The organism is uncultured Cloacibacillus sp. (genome assembly GCF_963926575.1).
GTDB lineage: Bacteria > Synergistota > Synergistia > Synergistales > Synergistaceae > Caccocola > Caccocola faecigallinarum.
In genome coordinates this window covers 325,808-351,418 of record NZ_CAWUXW010000003.1, presented here as the reverse complement: position 1 = coordinate 351,418, position 25,611 = coordinate 325,808, and the positions used below count along the sequence as shown (strand labels likewise).

Genomic DNA, 25,611 nt, shown 5'->3' with positions numbered 1-25,611 from the left:
AAATCACTGTACGAATTATTGGGACAATAATCTGGTATAGTGGGTAAGACTAATTACATCTTTTCCTGTAAATAATAGGTTTATTATATTCTCTACCTTCTTTTTGTTGTTTGATTTTTTGTAGCTGGATTTTTGTGTACATTATATGATGAGCGTATGATACAGCTTCCCAACATGTTCTAATAGACAAACTTAAAACCGCATATAATAAAAACGAAACACCGATATAGATGTGCCTGACACAATTATTTTCATTGTTGCCTAACGTCTCAAAAATGCCGATGCCGGCAAGTCCCCACAAAATAATAGAAACTAACATGACAAATATTACTGTTTGTAATATGAAAAAATACTCCTGAATCCCTCCCTTGTGCTTTTCGAGAAAAGGAATTACATCTTTAGAGGTTAGCACTTCTTGTGCAGGTCCAGCCCAAGAGGCGCAGACCCCCACTAAGATACCAGTAAGAGGAAACAATATCGTTGTAGCCGCCTCTTTTAATGAAGTAGGAACGCAACAGGCAAGAACAGTACCAATAAAGACATCAATAAAAGAATGTCTATCTATCAAACGCCTATAACCTGGTTTATACCCATACCCTACCAAAAACCAATATTTAAAATTTAATCCATTGCTAATACCTGATTTTTTCATATAACTCCTTCATCTTATATAAGGCTTCTTTACGGCCATTTTTATCGCGTATATCACCTGTCTGCATAACAGCAAGATTATTTTTTAGTTTTCGAGTGTGTGGTTTTTGACCGGGTCGTACTAAAGCACGTGCAGAAGCTTTTGCACCACTTGCCGCAGCACCTTTTACAATACGGATAATGACTTTCTTGTTCAGCCCACGTTTTTTGTTTGATAACTCTATTCTGTTATAATCTGGAGAAGCACCCAACGCATCCGCTATTTTAGACAGCGGTTTCTCAAAATCTTCTGTTGTATCAAAAAGATTAGATGGCGTAAAGGTCATTCCAAAAGAAATCACCTTATAGACTCGTTCTATCCAATTAATAAAAGAAATTGGATCTTCAATAAGCCCAACCTCAAAAATAATTCCCTTTTCCTTTGCAAATTCACATGAATTCAATAATTCTTGAAGCCTTTTCGGAAAAGCATCAGGCTGACACAAATCTGAGTTGGGAATAAACATCAACAATTCCATTTTCCAATCGAGCAAAACACTTGTATTGGGATTTATTTGAGCAGCTTCGTCTTGATAATCACCGCTAACCTTATCTTTCATTCCTAAGACAGTGTTCTTCGTTCTTCCTAACCGGAAATAAATCGCATTTTCGTCTACTTCTTCGATATTTGCAATCTCCCACTCGACGTTTCGTTTCAAAATTGCTCTTGGTTTAGACTCAACAGTTTGCTTCAATAGTTCTTGAACAGACAAATCATCTAACTCAAAAAGCTTTGCTTGTTTATCTTTAAATACTTTCACCCTGCATAGATATGCTTCTTGGTATTCGGACATATAAATAATCTCCTATAAAAAAGATATTATCTACCATTATAACGTTAAACATACAACTTTAAATAGTCTAATTTTATATGCCCATCTTAGTGTATCAAATGCACTCCACCGCCGCCCGCAGTCCCTGCGGCGCGAGATGCGCGTACCTTAGCGTCGTCTTTATATTCTTATGTCCCAGCAGCTCGCGCACCGTGTTCAGCGGGATGCCGGCAATGACGAGCTGCGAGGCGAAAGTATGCCGCAGGTCGTGCCAGCGGAGATGCCCGAGCCCGGAATCCGCAAGCAGCCTGTACCACGCCTTGTTCACGTTATAGAACATCCCGCCCATCGGCGCTGGGAAAACAAGCGAGACAGGCCCCGCCTCCGGCATCTCGTCGTGCCACTTCCTCAGAGTATCGAGTGCCGCGCTGTTCAGCGGCAGCGTCTGCGCCGTCTCCGACTTCGTGCCGCCCGCCTCGATATACATAGTGCCATGAACAAGGTCGATATTACGCCACATCAGCGTCACCAGCGTTCCCCAGCGCACGCCGGTATTCAGCGACACCAGAACCATAGGCTCAAGCGGATCAGCGAAAGCGCCGCCCAGCGGCTCAGCATATATGCACGGCTGTGCTCCTGCGCGCACCGCCTCGTCGCGCGCCCTCAGAGCCTCTTTAAGCACAGCAATCTCCTCTTTCGAGAGGAAACGCCAGCTCTTCTTTGAATCCGTCTCCTTCAGATGGTCGAGCTCCTCCAGCGGGTTCGCTGAAATCAGCTTACGCTTCACCGCCCAGTTGAGCATAGCCGTCAGGTACGTAGCGGCGCGGTTCAGCGTCGCCGCTTTCAGCTTCCGCGTCTCGCGCATCTCGCGCCGCCACAGCTCCATATCCCCAACCGTAAGGCTCGCCGCCGAACGCTCGTCGAAGCGCGAAAAATAACGTTTCAGCCCCTTCACGGTCTCCCCACCGCTCTTGCGGTTCTCTATCACCCACGGCGCGTAATACTTCTCGCGCAAAAGTCCGCAGGTAAGCTCCGGCTCCGGGACGGCGAGCGGGTCCTTCCCTTTCGCGAGAATCCCGAGAAAAGCATGCGCCTCGCGCCGCGCGTCCGAAAGCGAAATATAAGCGGCGCGGCCGATAAACCACCAGCGCCGCCTGCCGTCGAACTTGTAATCCAGATACCACGACTTCCGCCCCGAAGGCTCGACGCGCAGCGTAAGCCCCTGGACGGCGCTGTCCCGATAATCCGTCCTCTTTTCAGGAATGGGAATAGAGGCTATCATTGTCTGAGTAAGCTTAACCTTCACGCCCGCGCCTCCCTGTTTTTCGTCTACCGTTCGTCTACCATTTTTCTTAAAAAATTATATCACGGCAAGAAAAGCAGGAAGACACACAACGCTATAAATTCAGTGATAATCAAGGAAACCGCGATTTTTCAAATTCAGCTAATCCCTTGATTTATACCCCCAAAGACCTTCACACGGTGGAAGTCGTTGGTTCGAACCCAATATCGCCCACCATTGGAAATACAGGACTTTCGGGTTTTTCCGAAAGTCCTTTTTCTTTGTCTTTTTACATACAAACGTTTACAGTCATAGGGCCTACGTCAAATGCGTAATGTGACTACGCAGCAGGCCGTGCTGGATAGGAGCCACATACAGCGATATACAACGTTCTTGCAGAACCGTATAGCCTAAAGACTAAACTATGGTGGCCTACATGCACGACAGCGTAGTCTCAGCGACCGACGATACATGTCCTCCTGTGGCTTGGAAAAATGTCCTTGCGGTAAAAAGAGCTCTTTTTACCGCAGAGGATATAGAAGTCTTTGTATCGCAGTCCCTGCACCTGCAGCTGCAGGCCCTGTAACCGCCGAATCCTTTTTTTAAACGAACCGAACAAGACAGGAAACAACTACGCGCTGCGCTGTAATATACACTATAAAGAGTTATCTGCAAGTAGCGGCCTTTGATGCACAGATTTGCAGCCCAGCACAGTGTACTGCAACGACGCCGTAAAGCTATCCCTACAGCCTAGGAATCAGCGAGCATTGGGCAATTCGTACTTAAGCTCTACAGTTGGGACCTCTGAAAAGAAAAGAATTCAGAACTGATGTCCCCATAGCACAGATCAAAATCAGCGGCGCAGAACATCCCTACGCCGCCGCGAATTCTACGAAATTCCGCTGAAAATCAGAAAAGCGGCTCAGGCAACGTGCGGCAGGTCGGTCCCTCCTCGCGTATCGTCCATGAGGCCAGCTTCGTGCCGTACATGACGGCGTCGCCGAGCGGGATGCCGCGTATCATAGCTTCAACCGTGCCGGAAAAATACGCGTCGCCCGCTCCGCTTGTGTCGCGCACCTCGGTCGGCAGCGACGGGCAGAAGCCTCCGTTCCGCTCCGCACCGTCGTAAAAAACCGAGCCCGCCCCGCCGAGCGTCACAACCATAGACTTCAGCCTTTCCGCGTCGACGTAGTTCACAAGCGTCTCCAGCACACGTTCCGGCTCGCCGGCCGGGACTGGCGCGCCGAAAAGCCGTCCGGCTTCCATCTCGTTGCATATATAGCACTCGAGCTCGCGCAGGAAATGCCTGTTGCGCAGGACGACCTCCATATTGCCGGTGATTCCGTAAACTTTCTTCGAATACTTGCGCGCGAGGCGAAGCACTTCGCCCGAGATGAAGTCGTTGAGGTCGATCTCAAGGATGACGCTTTCCGCGCCGTGTATGATCTCTTCGCCTTCCTCTCTGATAATCGCCTCCATGATAGAAAGGTCCGGCATCTGAGAAATCGACGACGCGAGCTCGCCGCGCTCGTCCATCACCGCGAGCCATATTCCCATGCCCGACGCCTCCGCGCGGCGCACGCGGCTGACGTCGACGCCCTCCGCGGAGAGACGTGCAAGAACTTCTTCGCCGAGGCCGCCGGCGTCCACCGATGAAACAAAAACAGGCAAGGAGCCTGCGAGCGCGAGGTTTTCAGCGACATTGCGTCCGACGCCTCCGTGAATGAAACGCACGCTCCCTACATTGCGCCCAAGCGGGTCGTAGCGGTTTGCAGCGAAGCCCTTACAATCCATAAAAACAGTCCCGAATACAACAGTGCCGGAATGCATGTAACACGCTCCCTTAATAGAACATTGGCACTATCTTAGCATGAAACGCGGAAGCAGCGCAGAAACGCGTGAAAAAGAGCATCAAACGGCGCACAGAGAAAAAATAAAAAATCTCGGAAAAATCGCCTTGTCGCAGTTGACATTTTAAGAAAAAACCCTATAATATCTCTCGTTGTCGCTGATGCGGTACGGGCAAGCAACAATGTCGCGGGCGGATAGCTCAGCGGGAGAGCACCTGCCTTACACGCAGGGGGTCGTAGGTTCGAAACCTATTCCGCCCACCAAAAGCGCAACAAGAGTGGAGCTGTAGCTCAATTGGTTAGAGCGCCGGCCTGTCACGCCGGAGGTCGCGGGTTCAAGTCCCGTCAGCTCCGCCACTCTATGGCGGGATAGCTCAGTAGGTAGAGCAACGGACTGAAAATCCGTGTGTCCCCAGTTCAATTCTGGGTCCCGCCACCATCTATTAAAAGACGCGGAAGTAGCTCAGGGGTAGAGCACAACCTTGCCAAGGTTGGGGTCGCGGGTTCGAATCCCGTCTTCCGCTCCATTTTAAGAAACTTGACATTGAGTCATAGGCGTGGAGCTGTAGCTCAATTGGTTAGAGCGCCGGCCTGTCACGCCGGAGGTCGCGGGTTCAAGTCCCGTCAGCTCCGCCACTTTTTAAGGCGGAAATCAGCACAAAGCTGATAAAAAATGATATAATAAAGAAGTAAGCGGAAGTAGCTCAGGGGTAGAGCACAACCTTGCCAAGGTTGGGGTCGCGGGTTCGAATCCCGTCTTCCGCTCCATTTTTTTGCCTTTCTAGCAACCTCGTTTATACAATTAAATATTTACATGTTCCATACTGATAATGCGGGAATGCGGATTTGACGTCCTGAGTTTCATTGTTCAATCTGCCTATGATACCGTGATGTCTATATATTTCGAATCCTTTTCTTTCGTGGAGGCTTCGCGGGGTTCTGCCTGTTCCAGTCTTCATACTGCCCTGTTAGGCCGCCTCTGTGCGCCGCTAAAACGCATGCGGACGTCCTTATAATAGATCAGATGAGCTTCCGCTCATAGCGCTATTAGCATTACTAATTCCAGACATAGTATGGAGTGATTTTTATATATAACTTGACTAACATAAGCACAGGGCAAATATGCAAAATATGCAGCCGCGTGAATTTTATGCACAGCCTGCTCCAAGAATCTTTTGCTTGGAGGGGCCATAAGACGTTTGAGGCAGAGTAAAGTACCCTATACGCTTCGTTTCTGCCGCTAACGATTCATGCCGGAGATGCCAGCCGCAAGCTTTGCTGGCATGACATAGTTTTTATTGTGTAGTTAAGCGACTGTAATATAGACAAACACCGCGCCCCGTCGTATGACGACGGGGCGCGGTGTTGATTTAGTTACGCTGTGCGTAGTTTGTTATTTGATTACTCCCATTGCGGCGAGGGCTGCGGAAAGTCTCGCTACGGGGACGCGGAACGGCGAGCAGCTGACGTAGTTGAAGTTCAGCGAGTTGCAGAACGCAATGCTCGACGGGTTTCCGCCGTGTTCGCCGCAGATTCCGATCTGGATTCCGGGGCGGGTCTTGCGGCCCTTTTCGGCGGCTATCGTCATGAGTCCGCCTACGCCGTCGCGGTCAAGCTGCGCGAATGGGTTCTGCTCGAAGACGCCCATTTCGACGTACTGTCCGAGGAACTTGCCTTCCGCGTCGTCGCGCGAGTAGCCGAAGGTGGTCTGCGTGAGGTCGTTGGTTCCGCAGCTGAAGAACTGTGCGTACTCGGCGAGCTGGTCGGCGACCATCGCGGCGCGCGGGAGCTCTATCATGGTTCCGACCATGTATTCGAGCTCTACGCCGTGCTCGGCGAGCTTCTGCTTCGCGACTTCGTCCACGAGGTCGCGCATGGCCTTCATCTCGAACTTGGTTCCGACGAGCGGGATCATGATGTCGGGGATGACCTTGACGCCCTTCTTCGTGAGCTTGCACGCCGCGTCGAAGATGGCGCGTACCTGCATCTCGTAGATTTCAGGATAGATCATGCCGAGGCGGCATCCGCGGAAGCCGAGCATCGGGTTCTGCTCGTGGAGTTCGCGGGCGCGGGCGATGGTCGCCTGTATCTTCTGAGCCTCGGCGCTGTTCGGGTCGAGGGTCTCGAGGGCCTTCGTGAGCTCCGGTATCTTCGGAAGGAACTCATGGAGCGGCGGGTCGAGGAGACGGATGGTGACGGGCAGCCCTTCCATGGCCTCGAAGATTCCGTAGAAGTCGGATTCCTGCATGACCTGGAGTTTGTCGAGCTGTACGATTCTCTCTTCCTTCGTCGAGGCGACTACCATCTCCTGCATGACGGGCAGACGGTCGGCGTCCATGAACATGTGCTCGGTGCGGCAGAGGCCGATGCCCTTCGCTCCGAAGGCGCGGGCGCGGCGGGCGTCTTCCGGCGTGTCGGCGTTGGCCCAGACCTGGAGCTTCGCGATCTTGTCGGCATCGTCGAGGAGCTCGCGGAAGTTGTCGTCGAACTGCGGGTCGATGAGTTCCATCTTGCCGACTATGACGTCGCCGTTGCTTCCGTCGAGGGTGAGGTATTCGTCTTTCTTGACGGTCACGTCGCCGACGGTGAAGGTTTCGGCGGCGAGGTCGATCTTTACGGTTTCGGCTCCGGAGACGCAGGGCTTGCCGAGTCCGCGGGCGACGACGGCCGCGTGGCTCGTCATTCCGCCGTGGCTCGTAAGGACGCCCTGGGCCGCGAAGAGTCCGTGGATGTCGTCCGGGGTGGTCTCGGGACGGACGAGGATGATTTTCTCGCCCTTTCCGCCGCGCTCGGCCGCTTCGTCGGCGTCGAATACGACTTTACCGACGGCCGCGCCCGGAGAGGCGGGAAGTCCCTTGACAAGGACGTTGCGCTTGGCTTTCGGGTCAAGCTGCGGATGGAGCAGCTGCTCGACCTGCTCGGGGGCGACGCGCGAAACGGCGGTCTCGGCGTCGATGAGGCCCTCGTGGAGCATATCCATGGCGATTCTGACGGCAGCGGCGGCAGTGCGCTTTCCGTTTCTCGTCTGGAGTATGTAGAGCTTGCCCTTCTCTACCGTGAACTCGATGTCCTGGGCGTCGCGGTAGTGGTTCTCAAGGAGCTTCGCTATATCGCAGAACTGCTTGTAGACTTCCGGCATGGTCTCGCCGAGCGAGGCGATGGGCATAGGCGTGCGGATACCCGCGACGACGTCTTCGCCCTGCGCGTTGATGAGATATTCGCCGAAGAGCTTGTTTTCGCCGGTCGAGGGGCTTCTCGTGAAGCAGACGCCGGTGCCGCAGTCGTCGCCGAGGTTGCCGAATACCATCGTTACGACGTTGACCGCCGTGCCGTAGTCCTCGGGGATGTTGTTGATCTTGCGGTAGGTGATGGCGCGCGGCGTGTTCCAGCTGCGGAAGACGGCGTCGATGGCGAGGCGGAGCTGCTTCCACGGGTCGGTCGGGAAGGTGTGTCCGGCGTCGGCGACTATCTGCTTGTAGTCTTCGACGAGCTTCTTGAGCTCTTCGGCCGGGATTTTGTAGTCTTCCTTGACTCCCGCGGCGTCTCTCGCCTGCTCGAGGCGCTTTTCAAATTTGTCGAGATCCACGCCGAGAACGACGTCCGAGAACATCTGGATGAAGCGGCGGTAGCTGTCGTAGGCGAATCTCTCGTTTCCGGACGATTTCGCGAGGGCCTTCACAGTGTCGTCGTTGAGGCCGAGGTTCAGTATGGTGTCCATCATGCCGGGCATCGAGACGGGGGCTCCTGAACGGACGGATACGAGAAGCGGGTTCTCGGAGGAACCGAAGTTCTTTCCGGTGAGCTTCTCTACGCGGCCGATGGCGGCTTCCACATCGCTCCAGATTCCGGCTATGAAGTCGTTTTCTTTCCAGTACTGATGGCACGCCTCAGTGGTAATTATGAAGCCCGGCGGCACCGGAAGCCCGATCTTCCACATCTGCGCGAGGTTCGCGCCTTTGCCGCCAAGGAGCAGGCGCATGTCCGCGCTGCCTTCGCTGAAATCGTAGATGTACTTAGTTGACGACATCAAGTTACCTCCCAATGTATCGTTTGATTTAACGGCTCCGGCCGTTATTGACTACAGTATAATTTATATCACAGACGGCTCTTATTTCAAGATGCTGAAATCGCCTATCTGCATGAAGAACGTCTGGCAGGCGCTGAGGAGCGCTATGCGGTTCGCGCGGATTTCGGGGTCCTTGTCCATGACGAGGACGTCGTTGAAGAACTGCGCGATGACCGGCGCGAGCTCCGCCATTATCGCGGCGAGCGTCTCCCAGTCGCACTTTTCCACCGCTTCGTGCGCCTTGCCGGTGAGCTTTTCGAGCTCCTCGTAGAGGCTGCGCTCGGCGTCCGCGACGAATTTCGACGGGTCTACCTTGCCGGGCTCGCCCTCCGCCTTCGCGAGGAGGTTCTTTACGCGGACGGCGGCTGTGACGAGCTCTGCGAACCACGGCTCGCCGGCGGCCTTCGTGAGGACTTCGGCGAGGCGGTAGAGCTGGAGCGGGCGCGACGGCGCGGTCTGCACGGCGAGCGCTACGGCTTCGTGGCTGAAGCCCTTCTCGCGGAGCTGTACCTGCTGGCGCTGCGCGATGAAGGCCTTGAGCTTCTCGAGGCGCTCCTGCGGCATCTCAAGCAGTTCCGCCGCCATGCCGAGGGCTTCGTCGAGGTCGATGTCGAGCGAGAGGCCCCAAATGAGCTCGTTGATGGTTCTCGCGGCGCGGCGCAGTCCGTAGGGGTCCTGCGACGAGGTCGGCTCCATGCCTATCTTGTAGATGGCGGAGAGGGTGTCGAGGCGTTCGCCGATGCCGAGAAGGGCTCCGCCCATCTGAGAGGGCAGTTCGTCGCCGGCGTAGCGCGGCAGATACTGCTCGTAGATAGCGAGCGCGACTTCCTCGGGCTCTCCGGCCTTGCGCGCGTATTCGCGGCCCATGATGCCCTGTACGTCGGAGAACTCGTAGACCATGTTGGTGACGAGGTCGGCCTTTGCGAGGTCGCAGGCGCGCGAGAGCTTCGCCATGTCGACGTCGGCCTTGAGCGTCTCGGCGAGCCAGAGCGTGAGCTTCTTTATTCTCTGCACCTTGTCGTAGACGGTGCCGAGCTTTTCCTGATAGGTTACGTTCTTGAGCTCCTCGGCGTGGGCGTCGAGGGACTTTTTCTGGTCCTCTTTCCAGAAGAAGGCGGCGTCGTAGAGGCGCGCGCGCAGAACGCGCTCGTTGCCTTCGCGGACGACGCTCATGTCCTTCGCGCGGTTGTTGCTGACGCCGATGAAGTTCGGCATAAGCTTGCCGTCCGCGCCGTGGACCGGGAAGTAGCGCTGGTTCTTCGCCATCGAGAGGATGAGCACCTCGGCGGGGATGTCGAGGAATTCCTTCTCAAAGCTTCCGTAGAAGGGTATCGGGTACTCGTTGAGGTGTACGTTCTCTTCGAGCAGCTCGGGGTCTACCGTGACCTTCGCGCCGAGTTCTTTTTCTATCTCGGCGACTCCGGCGAGGATCATGGCCTTGCGCTCCTCGGGGTCGGTGATGACGCAGTTCTCGCGCATCGCGGCGTCGTAGGAGGCGGTGTCCTTGATTTCGACGGCTTCCTTGCCCATGAAGCGGTGCCCGCGCGAGGTCGTGCCGCTCTTGACTCCGCCGAAGGCTACTTCGAGCGGCTTGTCTCCGTAGAGCGCGACTAGCCAGCGGACGGGACGCGCGAAGCGGACCGTCTTCTCCGCCCAGTACATGCTCTTCGGGAAGGAGAGGCGGTGCATGATTTTCTCAAGGAGCTGCGGAAGCACGTCGGCTGAGGGCTGTCCCTCGGTGCGCTTCTCAGCGACGACGTATTCAGCGTTTCCGATCGTTTCGACCTTCAGTGCCGAGACATCGATTCCGCGGCTGCGCGCGAAGCCCTGCGCGGCTTTCGTCGGATTTCCGTCGGCGTCGAATGCCTGAGCTTTGAGCGGTCCTTTGGAGACTTCGACTGCATCGTCCTGACGTTCGGCGACGTCCTTGACCTTGAGGACGAGGCGGCGCGGCGTGCACTCAGATTTTATCTCTCCGTGGGCGATATGAGCGCCGTCGAGCTCTTCCGCGGCGTACTGCGCGAGGTCGGCGAGCGCCTTGGGCATAAACCTCGCGGGGATTTCTTCGGTTCCTATTTCAAACAGAAGGTCGGTCATTACTGCGCGCCTCCTTTTATAAATTTGTCGAATTTATGCATCAGCGGGTAGCCCATCTCTTCGCGCTGCTTGAGATACGCTTTACAGCAGGCGCTTGCAATCGTGCGGACGCGGCTGATGTAGCTCGTGCGCTCCGTGACGCTTATCGCGTTGCGCGCGTCGAGCAGGTTGAACGAATGCGAGCACTTGAGCACGTAGTCGTAGGCGGGAAGCACAAGCCCCGTCTCGAGCACTCTTCTCGACTCAGCTTCATACTTGTTGAAAAGCTCGAAAAGCATGTCGGTGTCGGCGACCTCGAAGTTGTATGTCGAATGCTCGACCTCGCCTTTGTGATGCACGTCGCCGTAGGTGACGTTGTCGACCCACTGAAGGTCATAGACGTTGTTGACCTTCTGGACGAACATCGTGATTCTTTCAAGCCCGTAGGTCAGCTCTGCGGGGACGACGTCCATATCGACGGCTCCCATCTGCTGGAAGTACGTGAACTGGGTTATCTCCATTCCGTCGAGCCAGACCTCCCAGCCAAGCCCCCAGGCTCCGGTGGTCGGGTTTTCCCAGTCGTCCTCGACGAAGCGGATGTCATGCTCGGCCGGGTCAATGCCAAGGTATTTAAGGCTCTCGATGTACAGCTCCTGGATGTTGTCCGGAGCCGGCTGGATGATGACCTGATACTGGTAATAGTGCTGAAGGCGGTTCGGGTTCTCGCCGTAACGCCCGTCGGTCGGCCTTCTCGACGGTTCGACGTATGCGACGCGCCATGGTTCCGGACCGAGGACTCTCAGAGTCGTGGCCGGATTCATAGTACCAGCGCCTACCTCCAAATCGTACGGCTGCTGTATTACGCAGCCCTGAGAAGCCCAAAAATGTTCCAGGCGCATAATTAGATCCTGAAAGTTCACCTTCTCTTACCTCCCTTATGGTAGACAAATAATTACTGACTCATTTTACAGCAAGTTTCTAAAATATGACGACAATTTTTTTATATTTGTCGCAAAAATTTCTTCGAAGCCGCAGTTTGCGCTCCATTCCACAAACTTATCATGCGAAAGGGCCGCAGCGGCGCGCATAATAGTCAGCTCACGCTCCGAAAGCGGCAGACCTTTCGCCTGCGCGGCGCAGCGTCCGCAGAGTATCCCTTCGTCGGTAAAGACGCCGCCGCGCGTGAGTCTTTCGCCGCAGCCGGCGCAGTATTCGAGCGACGGGGCCATGCCCATCGAGGCGAGCAGACGCCACTTGTAGCGGAATTCCACGGCGGCGGGCATAGCTCCAGCGCTGAGCTGGAGCATCGCGCTCCAAAGCGTGCGCAGCAGGCCGTCGTTTTCGCAGCCCTGCGGAGTTTCGCCTGCGGTGAGCTTATATATGCGCGCGGCGCAGCGCAGCGCGGAGGGCGACCTACGCAGCGCCAGAAAATCTTCTTTCACGTCGACGGACTGTACATATAGCCGAGACGGGCTTTGATAGAGCGAGAATGCTCCCCACACCATCGGCTCCGCGCCGCCTCCGAATCGGTTTTTCCCGCCGGCCGAAGGCGCTCCGGCCCAGCGGGGACCGAAGCCGCGCAGGAATAACAGAAGGGACCGCCCTCCCCTAGAAGCTTCTTTCCTGAGGAGCACGGTCCCGCTCGCCTGATAGTATCCCTGACGGAGCTGTCCGGCGATCACGCGCCGTACCCAAGCCGCCGCAGCTCTTCAGGAGATTTGCGCCACCCGGGACGCACCTTCACCCAGAGCTGGAGGAACACCTTATAGCCGAACTTCTCTTCAAGCTCGGCGCGCGCCTCGCTGCCTATCAGTTTGAGCATGCCACCGTTCTTTCCTATTATGATGCCTTTCTGCCCCGGGCGGTCGACGACCACGGTGGCGCGTATCGTGCAGACCTTGAGCTCGGGATATTCGTCGGGGCTTTTGAACTCGTCTATGACGACGGCGACGCCGTGCGGCACCTCTTCGTCTGTGTGGCGGAATATTTTCTCGCGTATGACCTCGGACGCCAAGAAGCGTTCCGTCGAGTCCATCAGCATGTCTTCGGGATAAATCGCGGGCTGCGCGGGGAGCACGGAGCTTATCGCCGACGCAAGCTCCTTCAGACCGCGCTTCTCCGCCGCCGAGACGGGGACGACCGCGGCCGGCGTTATCTGCTTCGCGTAAACCTCCGCGCTTTTCATGTAATCCGCGGCGTTTCCGAGCTTGTCGGTCTTGTTCACCGCGAGGACTATCGGCAGCTTCACGCCCGCGAGCGCCGCTAAAATCACGCGGTCCTTCTCGCTCACGGCCCTGTCCTGCGCCTCGACGACGTAGCATATTGCGTCGACCTGCATGAGGGCCTCTTCGGCCTCTTTCATCATGAAGTCGCCGAGCGCGTGCTTCGGCGTGTGTATGCCGGGCGTGTCGACGAATATAATCTGTTCGTTGTCCGTCGTGTATATGCAGCGGACGGCGTTGCGTGTCGTCTGCGGCTTCGGCGAGACGGCCGCGACCTTTTCGCCGAGCAGCGCGTTTATTATAGAGGACTTGCCGACGTTGGGCCGTCCGAGAAGCGCGACGAATCCGCTTTTGTAATGTTCAGAGCTCATTCTGTTTCACCGTCTTTCAGCGAAAATCCGGAGGGGAGCAGCTCGTCGAGCGCGATTATGCGGAAGCCGCGCGCGTCCTTGATAACCACCGGCATCGCGCCGTTGAACTCCGCGAGGAACTGGCGGCACGAGCCGCAGGGCGGGCAGAATACGCCGTCCGGCCCGGCGACGGCGGCCGCCGTCGGGCGCGTCAGCCCCATCGCCACGGCGGTGGTCATAGCGTTGCGCTCCGCGCATATCGACAGGCTGTAGCTCGCGTTCTCGACGTTGCAGCCGGAGACGACGCTCCCGTCCTCGAACAGCAGCGCCGCGCCGACGGAAAAGCCCGAGTAGGGCGCGTAGGCCCTGGCCCGCGCCTTTTCGGCCTCGGCCATCAGCATCTCCGCGGTCTCTGCCGGGAGAGCGGCGCTCTCCTTCTTCTCGCTCATGTTATTCTCCGAAAAATTCCTTGACCATGCGCTCCTGCCGCGCCCACATATCGGCGCGCTCGTCCTCTTCGGCGTGGTCGAAGCCGATGAGGTGCAGGAAGCCGTGGCATATGACGAGGACCGTTTCGCTCTCGACGCTCTTGCCGTTCTCCGCGGCGTTCTTCGCGACCGCCTCGGGGCATACGACTATGTCGCCGAGCGGAAGGCTCTCCCAGTCCGCCGGCGGCTCGAAAGCGCCCTCTTCGTTCTCCCACATTGCGAAGGAGAGCACGTCGGTCGGCCCCTCCGTCTCGCGGTATTCTTTGTTGATTTCGGCCATCTGGGCCTCTCCGGCGAAGGTCAGCGATATCTCGCACTCCTGCGCCGCCTCGGGCAGAGGCTTCTCCGCTTCGATATAGTCGGATATGACCTTCTCAATGCGTTCGGCCATTCCGGCGTTCCAGAGGTTCTCAGCCCCGCCGCGCAGATCACCGCAGTGTATCGTCGTTTTCATTTTTTTCGTCCTCCTTCGCCGTTTCGGAGCCGCCGCGCTTGCGCCGCGCCTCTTTTATTATCTCGTTGATGTCCTTGACCTCGCGCGAATGATAGGTCGAACGGAATACGTTGAGGAAGGCCTCCTCGATGTTCGCTATCTCGCGCAGCGTGAAGTCCGCGTCGTTCATCTGCCCCGCGTCCACCTTGCTCTGTATGACCTGCCTGATAAAGGCGGACAGCTCGTCGTCGCTCTCGAAGGGCTTGTTGCGCGCCTTTATCGCAGCCTCAACGGAGTCGGCGAGCATCACGAGCGCCGTCTCGCGCGTCTGCGGGCGCGGCCCAGGATAGCGGAAGTCCTCTTCCTTCACGTCCTCGCCGAGCGCCTTGGCCTTTTCGTAGAAATATTTCTGAATCGTCGTGCCGTGGTGCTCGCGTATGAAGGGGCGCAGCGCCTTCGGAAGGTTCGTCTGCGCCGCGATGTCGAGGCCGTCCTTCACGTGCGAGATGAGCACCTTCGCGGAGAGCTCGGGCGGCAGGCTGTCGTGGATGTTCTTGCCCGGGCGCTGGTTCTCGACGAAATACTGCGGGTTCTTAAGCTTGCCGATGTCGTGATAGTACGCGCCGGCCTTTACGTAGAGGCCGTTCATGTGCAGCTTGTCCGCCGCGGCTTCGGCGAGCGTGCCGACCATCAGCACGTGGTTGTAGGTGCCGGGGGCTTCCATCTGCAGGCGTTTGATGAGCGGCTGCGACGGGTGGCTCAGCTCAAGCAGGCGCAGCGGCGAGATTACGTCGAAGATGTTCTCCCACAGCGGGAGCAGCGCGACGACGATCGTCGCCCAGACGGCGCTGAAGAGCACCGTGCCGAAGGCTATGTTGCGGTCGAAGTACAGGTCGAGCCCCCAGTAAACGCAGACCGATACGACGCCGAGCGCTATTCCTAGCAGGAAGAGGTTGCGCCATATCGTGATGCGGTGGTTCGGCGGGTTCAGGAACATTATGCGCCCTATGCCGCCCGAGAAGCCCGCGAGTATGCAGCCGAGGCATACGACGCCGGGGTTCGTCCCGTAGCCTATGATGACGCTTATCAGGCCGCCGCCGAATATCACGTGGAAGGACAGCGAGACCGGCATCGTGAGACAGAGCCAGCCCGTGAGGCCGAGCACAGCCATCGAGTAGCCGCCGAGGCGCGCGAAGACGACCTCGAGCGTCCAGACGACGGAGAGGACGACCGCGATGTATATCCACTCGCGCATCGAGAGCTTCTCCTTGAGGCCGGAGGATATCCAGACGGGCCAGAAGCTCCATACGACTATCACGCCGAGCACGAATATCAGATGCCGCCACGGGAAGTCCGCGTCCGGATAGCCCTGCGAGGCAAGCAGCCGCGCCGTCGACGGCGTGACGACCTCGCCTTTCTGGACGAGCACGGAGCCGGGGCGTATCTCTTTGATTACGGCGGGAATCTGCGCAGCCACGTCGTCCTTGAGCTTCATCAGCATCTCGCTGTCGGACTGGAGCGACGGGTTCATGATTACGTCGAGCATCTGGAAGGCGACGTTGCGCTCCGACTGCGTCAGAGCCGTCTGCTTGAGGTACTTCCATATCAGCGAGGTCTGCTGCTCGCGGTCGGCCGATTCGTTGAGCACCTTCGGCCCTATCGACGCGACGGCCTCGCTTATCGCTTTCTGCGACGCGGCGCTCTGCTTGTTGTAGATGTTCAGCAGCGGCGCGTTGAAGAGCTCCGTCAGACGCCCGTCCTTCAGAAGCTCGATGCGGCGCGACACCTCGGAGGCTATCTTCTCGTCCTGCACCATGACGGCGATTATGCGCGAGGTCGCGCGCTGGCGCAGCTCGAGCGTCGCCGCCTTGTCCTCGTAGCGCGCCGACGTGAGCGCGAAGTAAGTCTTCTGCGCCGGGAGCCCTATCTGGTAGTTCTCCTTGCGTTCGAAGAGGTACCAGTTGAAGCCGACGAGCAGCGCCGCGACGCAGAGCAGTATGGCGCGGAATATGATGTACTGCCGGTTCTCCGGCCTGTATGAGAACCTGCCGAGGACTTCCTTAAAGCTGTCCAGCAGCAGGCTGCTTTTCTTCTCTTCTCCGTCTGTCATAGTCTTCGTACGCCCTCACTATTCTCTGCACTATTTCGTGACGCACGACGTCCCCGTCGCTGAGGTTGATGAAGGCGACTCCGGGGATGTCTTTCAGAATATCGCGCACGACTTTGAGCCCGGACTCCTTCGAGCCGGGCAGGTCGACCTGCGTTATGTCGCCCGTGACGACGGCCTTCGAGCCGAAGCCAAGGCGCGTCAGGAACATCTTCATCTGTTCGGGCGTCGTGTTCTGAGCTTCGTCGAGGATGATGAAGCTGTCGTTGAGCGTGCGCCCGCGCATGTAGGCGAGCGGCGCGAGCTCGATAACGCCCTTCTCGAAGTAGCGGTCGAACTTCTCCGCGGGGAGAAGCTCGTAAAAAGCGTCGTAGAGCGGGCGGAGGTAGGGCGCGACCTTCTCGTTCATGTCGCCCGGAAGATAGCCGAGCCGTTCTCCGGCTTCGACGACCGGGCGCACGAGTATTATGCGGCTCACCTTCGCCGACTTGAGGTATGCGACGGCTTGCGCCGCGGCGAGGTAGGTCTTGCCCGTGCCCGCGGGGCCGATGCCGAAGGTTATGTCGTTCTCGCGTATCGCGCGGACGTAGTCCTTCTGTCCGTTCGTGTAGGGGCGTATCGCCTTGCCCCTGTTGCTTATGCAGACGACGTCGTTGTAGAGCGAGCGCAGGTTGACCGTCTCGCCGCGTTCTATGCTGTGCAGCCCGTAGCGGATCTCTGCGCTGTTGAACTTGTGTCCCGACAGCGAGAGCTCCGCGTACTGAACCAGCAGGTTTTCGATTTTTTTGACCAGCTGCCCGTCGCCCCCCTTTATCGAGAGGGAGCTGCCGCGCGCGTAGACCTTTACGGGAAAGATCTGCTCGACGAGGCGCAGTATTTCGTCATGTTCGGCGAGCAGCCGGACTACGGAGGCGTCCGTCGACGACAGGAGCGTCTCCGGTTCCCGGCTTGTTTCTTTCATTATTTCCGTGGAGCCTACGCCCTTTCTACGGCCTTGACCTCGGGCACCTCGGCGATAATCGCCTGTTCGACGGTCATGCGGAGCGTCTCGAGCGCGAAGGGGCAGGTGCCGCATGCGCCCTGCATGGCGACGTAGAGCGTCCCCGTCGGCTCGTCGTATTTCACGAACGAGCAGTCGCCGCCGTGCATCTGAAGCGCGGGCGAAACCTTGTTGGCGAGTACGTCTTTGATTTTCTCTTCTGTGGTCATTGCAATTCCTCCAGTGGTTTTATTGATTTTTCGCTTTCTGCCAGAATTCTTCAAGTTCGTCGAGCGTGAAGTCCTTCCACGGACGGCCCGACTCTTCCACGGACTTCTCCACTTTTCTGAAGCGCGCCGCGAATTTCTCGCAGGCGCGGTGGAGCGTTATCTCCGGGTCCGCGCCGAGGTGGCGCGAAAGGTTCACCGAAGCGAAGAGCAGGTCGCCGAGCTCTTCTTCGATTTTCGCCTTGTTGCCCGACGCGGCGGCTTCCTTGAGCTCCGCAACTTCCTCCTCGACCTTCGCCATCACCGGCGCGCAGTCGCCCTTGGGCCAGTCGAAGCCGGGCTTCGCGGCGCGCTCCTGTATGCGGTATGCGCGCAGCAGCGCGGGCATTCCGCGCGGGATTCCCGCCATGTAGGACGAGTCTTCTTCTTTCTTCTTGCGCTCCGCGGATTTTATCTGCTCCCAGTTTTTCAGCACGTCGTCGGAATTATCGACGTGTACCTCGCCGAAGACGTGCGGGTGGCGGCGTATCAGCTTGTTTGTGAGTCCGTCGAGAACCTCGCATACGGTGAAGTCGCCGCGCTCCTCGGCCATGCACGAGACGAAGACGACCTGAAGCATGAGGTCGCCGCACTCCTCGCACATGTTCGGAACGTTGCCGTCCTCTATCGCCTGTATCAGCTCGTAGCCTTCCTCGACTATGTAGCGCCGCAGCGACATGTAGGTCTGCTCCCTGTCCCACGGGCAGCCGTCGGGCTCGCGGAGCTTTTTCATAACGTTAACCAGCTTCACAAATTTTTCCGCCATCGCGGTTTCGTTCTGCGTCACGCACATTCCCCCAATTCCGCTATATTTTATCATTTATTGCGCGGCTGCGTCCCTGCGGCACAGCATTTGCGCCATTTCGCGCATCCCGGCGAAGCCGCCCGGGCCGATGAGGCCGTCGGCGCGCTTGCGCCAGCGCTGCGGAAGCGCGAGCTTCTCCCAATTTTCGTCCGGCGTGCAGAATACTATCAGCTCGTAGCGGCCCGCGAGGACCTTCGTGATTCCGTACCTGTATGCCGCGTTACGAACCGCAGCCGCGTCGAAGAGGAACTCCACCTCGGGCGGCAGCTTGCCGAAACGGTCGGCGGTCTCCTCGCGCAGCGCGCGAACCTCGCCGTCGGACTCGGCCTTGAGCATTCTGCGGTAGAGCGTGACGCGCAGGTTCTCCTGCGGAAGGTAGCTCGCCGGTATCGAGACGGGGAAGCCGACCTCGAGCTCTATCTGCGGCCTGTAGGTTCCCTTTATCTTCGCAATCTCCTCCGCGAGCAGATCGCAGTAGCGCTGGTAGCCGATTTTCGTGGAGTTGCCGTGCTGAGAGATTCCGACGAGGTCTCCGCCGCCGCGTATCTGCAGGTCTCGCTGCGCGAGCTGATAGCCCGCGCCTAGTTCGTCGAGCTCCGCTATAGCTTCGAGGCGCTCGCTCGACTCGACGGAGATATGCACGTCGTTCGGATAGAAGAGGAAGGCGTAGGCCTGGTCCTCGCGCCGTCCGACGCGCCCGCGCAGCTGGTACATCTGCGCGAGGCCGAGCTCCTGCGCATCGTCGACGATGAGCGTGTTCGCGGCGGGTATGTCGAGGCCGCTTTCGACTATCGTCGTGCAGACGAGGATGTCCGTCACGCCCGCAGCGAACTCGGACATTATCTTTTCGAGCGCGGCTTCTGGCGTTTTGCTGTGCGCGACGGTTATCTTCAGCTTCGGGAAGAGGCGCTTTAGCATCACGGCGCGCTCCTCTATGTCGCTTATTCTGTTGTGTACGAAGAATATCTGACCGCCGCGGTTCTTCTCGCGGAGCACGGCGTTTTTCAGAAGCTCCTCGGAGAAGGGGCGGACGACGGTGATGACGGGAAGCCGGCGCTGCGGCGGCGTCTGGAGCACGGACATGTCGCGCAGGCCGCTCATAGAGAGCGAGAGCGAGCGCGGTATCGGCGTCGCCGAGAGCATGAGCATGTCGACGCCGGGAAACGCTTTCTTCATGTGGTCCTTGTGCATGACGCCGAAGCGGTGTTCCTCGTCGACTATCACGAGGCCGAGGTCCTTGAACTTTACGTCGTCAGCAAGCAGCCTGTGTGTCCCGATGATTATGTCTACCTTGCCGTCGGCTAGGTCAGCCAGTATCTTCCTCTGGCGCGCGGGCGTGACGAAGCGCGAGACTGTCTCGACGCGTACGCCGGTTTCGGCAAAGCGCGCGGAGAAGGATTCAAAGTGCTGCTGCGCGAGCAGCGTCGTCGGCACCATTATGGCGGTCTGCTTGCCCGCGAAGGCCGCCTTGCCCGCCGCGCGTATCGCGACCTCGGTTTTTCCGAAGCCTACGTCGCCGACGACGAGGCGGTCCATCGGCACGGGCCGCTCCATGTCATCCTCGACCTCTTCGATGGCGCGGAGCTGGTCCGCCGTCTCTTTGTACGGGAAGCTTTCCTCAAGCTCGCGCATCATCTCGCGGTTCTCCGGGAAAGCGAAGCCCTTGCTGACCTCGCGCTCCGCGTAAATTTTTATCAGCTCCGCGGCGACGCGCTCCGCCATCTCGCGCGCCTTCGCCGCCGATTTTTTCCAGAGCGAGCCCTTGAGCCTGTCCGCCGCCGGCTCCTGCCCGGGCAATGGCGACCACGGCGAAATCTTGTGGAACTGCATGACAGGGATGAGCAGGCGGCGTTCCTCGGCGAACTGCAGCACTAGGTACTCCTGCTCGCCGTCGGAGGTCTTCACCTGCTCAGCGCCTAAGTAGCGCGCGACGCCGTAATCGTCGTGAACGACCCACTGCCCGGGCATGAGCCCCGCGCCCCAGTCGGCGGGCGCGTGGTTCTCGATGCGGCGGCGCGCGACTGTGATGCCGGATAATTCAAGGTCGGTGATTACAGCCGTGCGCGACTCGGAATCTATGAAGCCCTCGCTGAGCACGCCGCGCTTCTGCTCGAAGCCGTTGACGGCGGCCCATTGCAGATTGCGCTCCGTCTCGGAAAAAACCTTTATCTTATATCCGTCGTTTATCAGCGAAAGGCAGTAGCTCTCAACCTCGCGCAGCTTGCCGCGGAAGTTCGGAAACTGCGAAACGCTCATGCGCGCGGCGCAGTTTTTCACGTCCGGCAGGATGCGGAGCCGCCGGTAGGCCGCGAGCGCGGCGCATATCTTTTCCCAGCGCTCCCACGGCACGGCGTCCTTCCTGTCGCGGTCGAGGTTGTTCCAGAGCCATACGGAGTTCTCCGCCGTCATGTCGAGGCCGTGCGGGTCGAAGAAGAGCACGCGCATATCCTTCGGGAAGTAGTTTTCGAGCACGTTGTCGCTCTTGGCGACTAGGCTCTGTATCGAGCATTTTTTTATATTTTTGAGGCTTTTCTGCGTGTCGGGGACGTAGTAGCGTATATCCTCGACCTCGTCGTCGAAGAACTCGACGCGGATCGGATACATGTCGGAGGGGCTGAATATATCGACGATGCTGCCGCGCACGGCGAACTGCCCCGGCGTCCAGACGAGGTCGCCGCGTTCGTAGCCCTTCTGCGCGAGCCAGTCTGCGAGGCGGTCGCGCCCCGCCTCCTTCCCCACCTCGAGCTCGCGGAAATCGCCTCCGGTCGAAAAAGGAGACATGAGCGAGGCCGGGGTCGCGGCGAGGACGCCGCCGCGGTACTTGAAATCTTCGAGCACGTCGCCGCGCGCCATCTTCTGCGCGTCGCCGCGCGTTTCGTCCTCGGACATAGGCAGCTCGGGCAGCACCTTGACGCGCCCGAGCACTCCGAGCTCGTCCGCGTCGGCGGCGAAGTCGCGCACCTGGCGCGCGTCGGGAAGGAGCGCGAGTAGAGGGAAGTCTATATCGCGGCAGACCCAAGGGCGCATCGCGCCCTTCGACGCGAGGTGGACGCCCTTGTTTCTGTACCAGAGGCCGTCGTCGAGAACGGCGAGCGAGCTTCCTGCGTAAAGAGACTTATTCTCCGGCATTTAGTCTGAAACCGTTGGCCTTCGTCATCGCGGCGTCGATTCCCTCAGTGAGCCAGAGGTTCAGCGCCTCCCACGCGGCGTCCTCGATTTTGCCCCATTCGCGGCGCTGGTCCTGGGGTATCTTTGCGAGCACCCAGTCGGCGAGGTCCATCTTCACGTCGGGAGAGCCGACGCCGATGCGCAGGCGCGGCACGTCGAGCGTGCCGAGCGCGCCGAGGACCGATTTCAGTCCGTTCTGGCCGCCCGCGGAGCCGCTCTTGCGCATACGGATGCGCCCGAACGGCAGCGCCACGTCGTCGGAGACCACGAGTATGTCCGAAGGCTCGAGATTCTGGTAGCGCGCGGCCTCGCCGACGGAAAGCCCGCTGAGGTTCATGTACGTGTGCGGCTCGAGAAAGCCGACGCGCTCGCCGCAGCATATCGCGGGCCCCCAGTACGCGCCGCGGAACTTTATCTGCGGTTCGCCGAGGCCGAGACGCGCGACGAAGGAGTCGACAATTATCCAGCCGGAGTTATGTCTCGTCCATACGTATTGATAGCCCGGATTGCCCAGGCCGACTATCAGTTTCATATATGACAGGTCTTTCTATAAATTGTCGGATTTTCCGCGAATCCGCAAAAAAACCGCGGCCCGGCCTCCGCCCCTCGAAGCGAGGGCGCGCGCCGGAATTTCCGCGCGGGGGAAGAAATCTCCCCCGCGGCGCAAACTTCCGCCGCGCAGGACGGGCGCAGCCGGGCCGCAGAAAACGGTCGAACGGAAGAGGTCTGGGTTATTCTTCCTTCGCGGCCTTCCCCTTCGCCACGACTTCGACTTCGGTGTTCTCCTCGGTCTCAGCCGGAGCCGCCTCAGCCTCTTCCTTCGGCTGCTCGACGTGGAGGACGAGCAGGTCGGCGTCGGTGACGGCGGTTACGCCCTCGGGAAGGGCGAGGTCTTTGACGAATACTTCGGAGCCGACCTCAAGGGCCTGGGCGTCGAATACGATTTCCTCGGGGATGTCGCTCGGCTGGACCTCGACGAGGATGGCGCGCTCGCCGTAGACGAGGACTCCGCCGTCGTCCTTGATGCCCTTGCAGAGCTCTTCGTTGATGACGCGGATAGGAACCTCGACCTTGATCATGTGTCCCTTGAGGACCTGATAGAAGTCGATGTGGATTACGCGGCGGGTGAGCGGGTGGCGCTGTACGTCGCGGATAAGGGCGGTCGCGCTGCCGCCGTCGGCGAAGTCGAGCTCGATGAGCGTCGTCTCTCTGTGGGCGCTGTTCGCCACGGGCGCTACGGCTCTCGCGGAGATGACGCCGGCGAGTCCGTTCTTATATTCGGGACCGTAAAGGACGACGGGAAGCTGATCCTTGGAGCGGAGCTTGCGGCAGGTGCCTTTGCCCGTCCCCTCTCTCTTCGCGAATTCGAGTTTTACAGTCTGATGCTTTGATGCCATGGTGTTTCCTCCTCAATGGTTTTAAAACTTTTATGAAAGATTTCTTCCGTTGATTAACGGAACAAAATGCTTACCGAATGCTCGGAGTGGATTCTTCTCAGCGCTTCCGCGAAGAGCGGCGCGATGGGGAGCTGGCGGATCTTGTCGATCTTCTTGTGCTCCTTGAGCGGAATCGTGTCGGTGAGGACGACTTCCTTGATGACGGAGTCGCGCAGCCTGTCGATGGCGGGGCCGGAGAGGACGCCGTGCGTCGCGCAGGCGTAGACTTCCTTCGCGCCTCTCTCTTTGAGGGCCTCGGCGGCCTTGACTATCGTTCCCGCCGTGTCGATGATGTCGTCGACGAGGACGCAGGTCTTGCCTTCGATGTTTCCTATTATCTCCATGACCTCGCACTGGTTAGCAACTTCATGCGAGCGGCGCTTGTCGACGATGGCGAGGTCGGCGTTGTTCATCTGTCCCGCGAATTTGCGCGCGCGGACGACGCCGCCGATGTCCGGCGAAACGACGGTGACGAGCCCCTGCTCCATCTCTGCCGAGAGCGTCCTGCGGAAGTAGGAGGCAAGAAGCGGAATGCCGGTGAGGTGGTCGACGGGGATGTCGAAGAAGCCCTGTATCTGTCCGGCGTGAAGGTCGGCGGAAATCACGCGGTCGGCTCCGGCCTTCTCAAGAAGATTCGCGACGAGCTTCGCCGTGATAGGCTCGCGCGAGCGCGTCTTTCTGTCCTGGCGCGCGTAGCCGAAATAGGGCATGACGAGGTTAACGTGGTAGGCCGACGCCCTCTTGAGCGCGTCGACGATTATCAGAAGTTCGAAAAGGTGCTCGTTGGCCGGCTCGCAGGTCGGCTGAACGACATATACGTCCGCACCGCGCACGCTTTCTTCTATGGAAACGCCGATCTCTCCGTCCGAGAAACGGAAAAGCTTCGACGCCGAAAGCGGCACGCCGAGATTCATGCAGATGTTCTCCGCAAACTGTGGGTCGGCGCTGCCAGAAAATATTTTTACTTCTCTCAATCCTGCGGACATATCGATTATCCTCCTTAAGAAATTAAGAACAAAGCTCCGCGCCCTTCGGCTACGAAACCTTACCTTCCGTCAACTTTTTTCTGCGCCTTTCGCTCCAGCCTTCTATATTAGACTGTCTCGCTCGGCCGACGCCGAGGGCGCCGTCCGGTATACGGTTCGTGATAACCGATCCCGCAGCCGTCGAGACTTCGTCACCGACTTCAACCGGCGCGACGAACATGGTGTCGCTGCCGATGAGACAGTTGCTGCCGATCTTGGTTCTGTTCTTCTTGACGCCGTCGTAGTTGCAGGTTATGGTACCGGCGCCTATGTTAGTGTTCTCGCCAATCACGGTATCGCCGATGTACGAGAGATGCGGCACCTTTGAATCTTTGCCGACGACGCTCTTTTTTATCTCCACGAAACGCCCCATGTGCGCGTTTTCAAGCAGTTCGCCGTGTTCGCGCATGAAGGAGAACGGCCCGGCTGAGGCGCGCGGCCCTATGGTCGAGTCGTTGAGGCGCACCGAGCCTTTCAGATTCGCGTTTTCACGGACGACGGAATTGCGCAGAACGGAGAAGCTTCCGATGAAAGCGCCGTCCTCTACGACTGTCTCACCCCAAAGCTGAACTGATGGGTGTATCGTAACGTCGCGTCCGACCTTTACCTTCGGCCCTATCCACACGCTCGACGGGTCCATGCAGTGAAGGCCGTTGTCTCTCATAAGAGAGAATACGATCCTGTCGCGCATTATGCGCGACGCGTTCGCGAGCTGTATCTGGTCGTTGATGCCGAGGAACTGTTCCGAGTCTCCGGCGAGTACCGCCTCGACCTTGCCGCCGCGCGCGGCGATGAGCGCAAGCGCGTCGGGCAGATAATATTCGCCTTGAGCGTTTTTGCAGGACAAATCGTCGATGACGGAGGCGAGCGCCTCCGTACGGAATATGTACATGCCGCTGTTGACCTCGCGCACGGCGCGTTCTGATTCGGTCGCGTCTTTGTGCTCAACCACGCGGACCTTATCGCCGTCGCGTATCACGCGCCCGTATCCCGTCGGGTCGTCCAGCACAAAGCTTAGGAAGCTGCAGTCGCTGCCGCCTAAAATGTGCCGTTCAGCCAAATATTTGAGAGTCTCGGAGGTTATCAGCGGCGCGTCGCCTGCGAGCACTATCACGTTCTCGTAGGCGCTCCACCATTCCTGGGCCAGCTTCGCTGCGTGACCTGTGCCACGCTGTTCGCGCTGCCAGATTATAGAAGAGTCGGGGAAGTTTTCTTTGACCCAGTGCTCGACCGCTTCGCCTTCATAGCCGACCACTACGGCCGTATGTTCGAACCCGGCGTCGAGAGAGGCCCTCAGGGGATAATAAAGAATCGGTTCTTCCAACATAAGATGAAGGACCTTGGGAGTTTTGCTGCGCATTCGCGTGCCTTTGCCCGCGGCCAGCAGGAGCACCCCGCACGATTTTTCAGGCTGATTCACGATTCCTGCCCCTTTCAGAAACGCCCCAGATATTGCGGCTTCAAAAAAATGGCTGGGGTGGATGGACTCGAACCATCGATGGCGGAGTCAAAGTCCGCTGCCTTAGGCCGCTTGGCTACACCCCATTATGTGCAACGGTCATTATAACGTTAAATCGAGTAAATCCGCAAGTCTG

General features: G+C 58.3%; 20 protein-coding genes and 7 tRNA genes. 6 read left to right on the top strand and 21 right to left on the bottom strand.

Annotated features, from left to right (window positions below; translation table 11 throughout):
- Positions 1-49 precede the first annotated feature (49 nt).
- The 4 genes from ABGT66_RS06705 to ABGT66_RS06690 form a co-directional block, all read right to left on the bottom strand.
- Positions 50-652: a hypothetical protein gene (locus ABGT66_RS06705; RefSeq protein WP_346689674.1), complete on the bottom strand. Its 603-nt coding sequence runs from the start codon at positions 650-652 to the stop codon at positions 50-52.
- The gene (locus ABGT66_RS06700) at positions 633-1,484 is read right to left on the bottom strand and encodes a hypothetical protein (protein ID WP_346689672.1); all 852 of its coding nucleotides are present in this window, start codon (positions 1,482-1,484) and stop codon (positions 633-635) included. The genes ABGT66_RS06705 and ABGT66_RS06700 overlap by 20 nt, the downstream gene beginning before the upstream one ends.
- 94 nt (positions 1,485-1,578) lie before the next feature.
- Complete coding sequence (locus ABGT66_RS06695) at positions 1,579-2,769, bottom strand: site-specific integrase (RefSeq protein WP_346689670.1); 1,191 nt, start codon at positions 2,767-2,769, stop codon at positions 1,579-1,581.
- Between the two features lie 885 nt (positions 2,770-3,654).
- Complete coding sequence (locus tag ABGT66_RS06690; RefSeq protein WP_346689668.1) at positions 3,655-4,575, bottom strand: PfkB family carbohydrate kinase; 921 nt, start codon at positions 4,573-4,575, stop codon at positions 3,655-3,657.
- A 209-nt stretch (positions 4,576-4,784) separates the two neighbouring features.
- Between ABGT66_RS06690 and ABGT66_RS06685 the strand changes: the two genes are divergently transcribed.
- From ABGT66_RS06685 to ABGT66_RS06660, 6 genes are all read left to right on the top strand, one after another.
- Positions 4,785-4,859 (top strand) — tRNA-Val (locus ABGT66_RS06685).
- Positions 4,860-4,875: 16 nt separating this feature from the next.
- Positions 4,876-4,952 (top strand) — tRNA-Asp (locus ABGT66_RS06680).
- A 6-nt stretch (positions 4,953-4,958) separates the two neighbouring features.
- A tRNA-Phe gene (locus ABGT66_RS06675) sits at positions 4,959-5,034 on the top strand.
- A gap of 13 nt (positions 5,035-5,047) precedes the next feature.
- Positions 5,048-5,122 (top strand) — tRNA-Gly (locus tag ABGT66_RS06670).
- 32 nt (positions 5,123-5,154) lie between these two features.
- Positions 5,155-5,231 (top strand) — tRNA-Asp (locus ABGT66_RS06665).
- A gap of 57 nt (positions 5,232-5,288) precedes the next feature.
- Positions 5,289-5,363: transfer RNA gene (locus tag ABGT66_RS06660), tRNA-Gly, on the top strand.
- Between the two features lie 625 nt (positions 5,364-5,988).
- Here the strand turns inward: ABGT66_RS06660 and ppdK are convergent.
- From ppdK to ABGT66_RS06575, 17 genes are all read right to left on the bottom strand, one after another.
- Positions 5,989-8,622, bottom strand: coding sequence for a pyruvate, phosphate dikinase (gene ppdK / locus ABGT66_RS06655; RefSeq protein WP_303150099.1), 2,634 nt, complete (start codon positions 8,620-8,622; stop codon positions 5,989-5,991).
- An 81-nt stretch (positions 8,623-8,703) separates the two neighbouring features.
- On the bottom strand, positions 8,704-10,758 hold the full coding sequence (gene glyS, locus ABGT66_RS06650) for a glycine--tRNA ligase subunit beta (RefSeq protein WP_346689666.1): 2,055 nt from the start codon (positions 10,756-10,758) through the stop codon (positions 8,704-8,706).
- A complete protein-coding gene (gene glyQ, locus ABGT66_RS06645) occupies positions 10,758-11,657 on the bottom strand; it encodes a glycine--tRNA ligase subunit alpha (RefSeq protein WP_346689664.1) in 900 nt (299 codons plus the stop codon). Before glyQ ends, glyS begins: the two co-directional genes overlap by 1 nt.
- A gap of 45 nt (positions 11,658-11,702) precedes the next feature.
- The gene (locus tag ABGT66_RS06640; RefSeq protein ID WP_346689662.1) at positions 11,703-12,242 is read right to left on the bottom strand and encodes a DNA repair protein RecO C-terminal domain-containing protein; all 540 of its coding nucleotides are present in this window, start codon (positions 12,240-12,242) and stop codon (positions 11,703-11,705) included.
- 173 nt (positions 12,243-12,415) lie between these two features.
- Positions 12,416-13,330, bottom strand: a complete 915-nt coding sequence (gene era / locus ABGT66_RS06635; RefSeq protein WP_346689661.1) for a GTPase Era — start codon at positions 13,328-13,330, stop codon at positions 12,416-12,418.
- Positions 13,327-13,758: a cytidine deaminase gene (locus tag ABGT66_RS06630; RefSeq protein ID WP_346689659.1), complete on the bottom strand. Its 432-nt coding sequence runs from the start codon at positions 13,756-13,758 to the stop codon at positions 13,327-13,329. The genes era and ABGT66_RS06630 overlap by 4 nt, the downstream gene beginning before the upstream one ends.
- Position 13,759: 1 nt before the next feature.
- Positions 13,760-14,251, bottom strand: coding sequence for an rRNA maturation RNase YbeY (gene ybeY / locus ABGT66_RS06625; RefSeq protein WP_346689657.1), 492 nt, complete (start codon positions 14,249-14,251; stop codon positions 13,760-13,762).
- Positions 14,226-16,340, bottom strand: coding sequence for an HDIG domain-containing metalloprotein (locus tag ABGT66_RS06620; RefSeq protein ID WP_346689656.1), 2,115 nt, complete (start codon positions 16,338-16,340; stop codon positions 14,226-14,228). Before ABGT66_RS06620 ends, ybeY begins: the two co-directional genes overlap by 26 nt.
- The gene (locus ABGT66_RS06615) at positions 16,291-17,298 is read right to left on the bottom strand and encodes a PhoH family protein (protein WP_346689654.1); all 1,008 of its coding nucleotides are present in this window, start codon (positions 17,296-17,298) and stop codon (positions 16,291-16,293) included. Before ABGT66_RS06615 ends, ABGT66_RS06620 begins: the two co-directional genes overlap by 50 nt.
- A 14-nt stretch (positions 17,299-17,312) precedes the next feature.
- Positions 17,313-17,546, bottom strand: coding sequence for a NifU family protein (locus ABGT66_RS06610; RefSeq protein ID WP_294191950.1), 234 nt, complete (start codon positions 17,544-17,546; stop codon positions 17,313-17,315).
- 19 nt (positions 17,547-17,565) lie between these two features.
- Positions 17,566-18,402 carry a nucleoside triphosphate pyrophosphohydrolase gene (mazG, locus tag ABGT66_RS06605; protein ID WP_346689652.1) on the bottom strand — a complete coding sequence of 279 codons (837 nt, stop codon included), beginning with the start codon at positions 18,400-18,402 and terminating at the stop codon, positions 17,566-17,568.
- Positions 18,403-21,516 carry a transcription-repair coupling factor gene (mfd, locus tag ABGT66_RS06600; RefSeq protein ID WP_346689650.1) on the bottom strand — a complete coding sequence of 1,038 codons (3,114 nt, stop codon included), beginning with the start codon at positions 21,514-21,516 and terminating at the stop codon, positions 18,403-18,405.
- Positions 21,503-22,087 (bottom strand): aminoacyl-tRNA hydrolase, encoded by a 585-nt coding sequence (pth, locus tag ABGT66_RS06595; protein ID WP_300261049.1) that lies wholly within the window; start codon positions 22,085-22,087, stop codon positions 21,503-21,505. The genes mfd and pth overlap by 14 nt, the downstream gene beginning before the upstream one ends.
- Positions 22,088-22,286: 199 nt before the next feature.
- On the bottom strand, positions 22,287-22,952 hold the full coding sequence (locus ABGT66_RS06590; protein WP_294191961.1) for a 50S ribosomal protein L25: 666 nt from the start codon (positions 22,950-22,952) through the stop codon (positions 22,287-22,289).
- A gap of 53 nt (positions 22,953-23,005) precedes the next feature.
- Positions 23,006-23,977, bottom strand: coding sequence for a ribose-phosphate pyrophosphokinase (locus ABGT66_RS06585; protein WP_294191963.1), 972 nt, complete (start codon positions 23,975-23,977; stop codon positions 23,006-23,008).
- 49 nt (positions 23,978-24,026) lie between these two features.
- The gene (gene glmU / locus ABGT66_RS06580; RefSeq protein WP_346689648.1) at positions 24,027-25,436 is read right to left on the bottom strand and encodes a bifunctional UDP-N-acetylglucosamine diphosphorylase/glucosamine-1-phosphate N-acetyltransferase GlmU; all 1,410 of its coding nucleotides are present in this window, start codon (positions 25,434-25,436) and stop codon (positions 24,027-24,029) included.
- 49 nt (positions 25,437-25,485) lie between these two features.
- Positions 25,486-25,561: transfer RNA gene (locus ABGT66_RS06575), tRNA-Gln, on the bottom strand.
- Positions 25,562-25,611 lie beyond the last annotated feature (50 nt).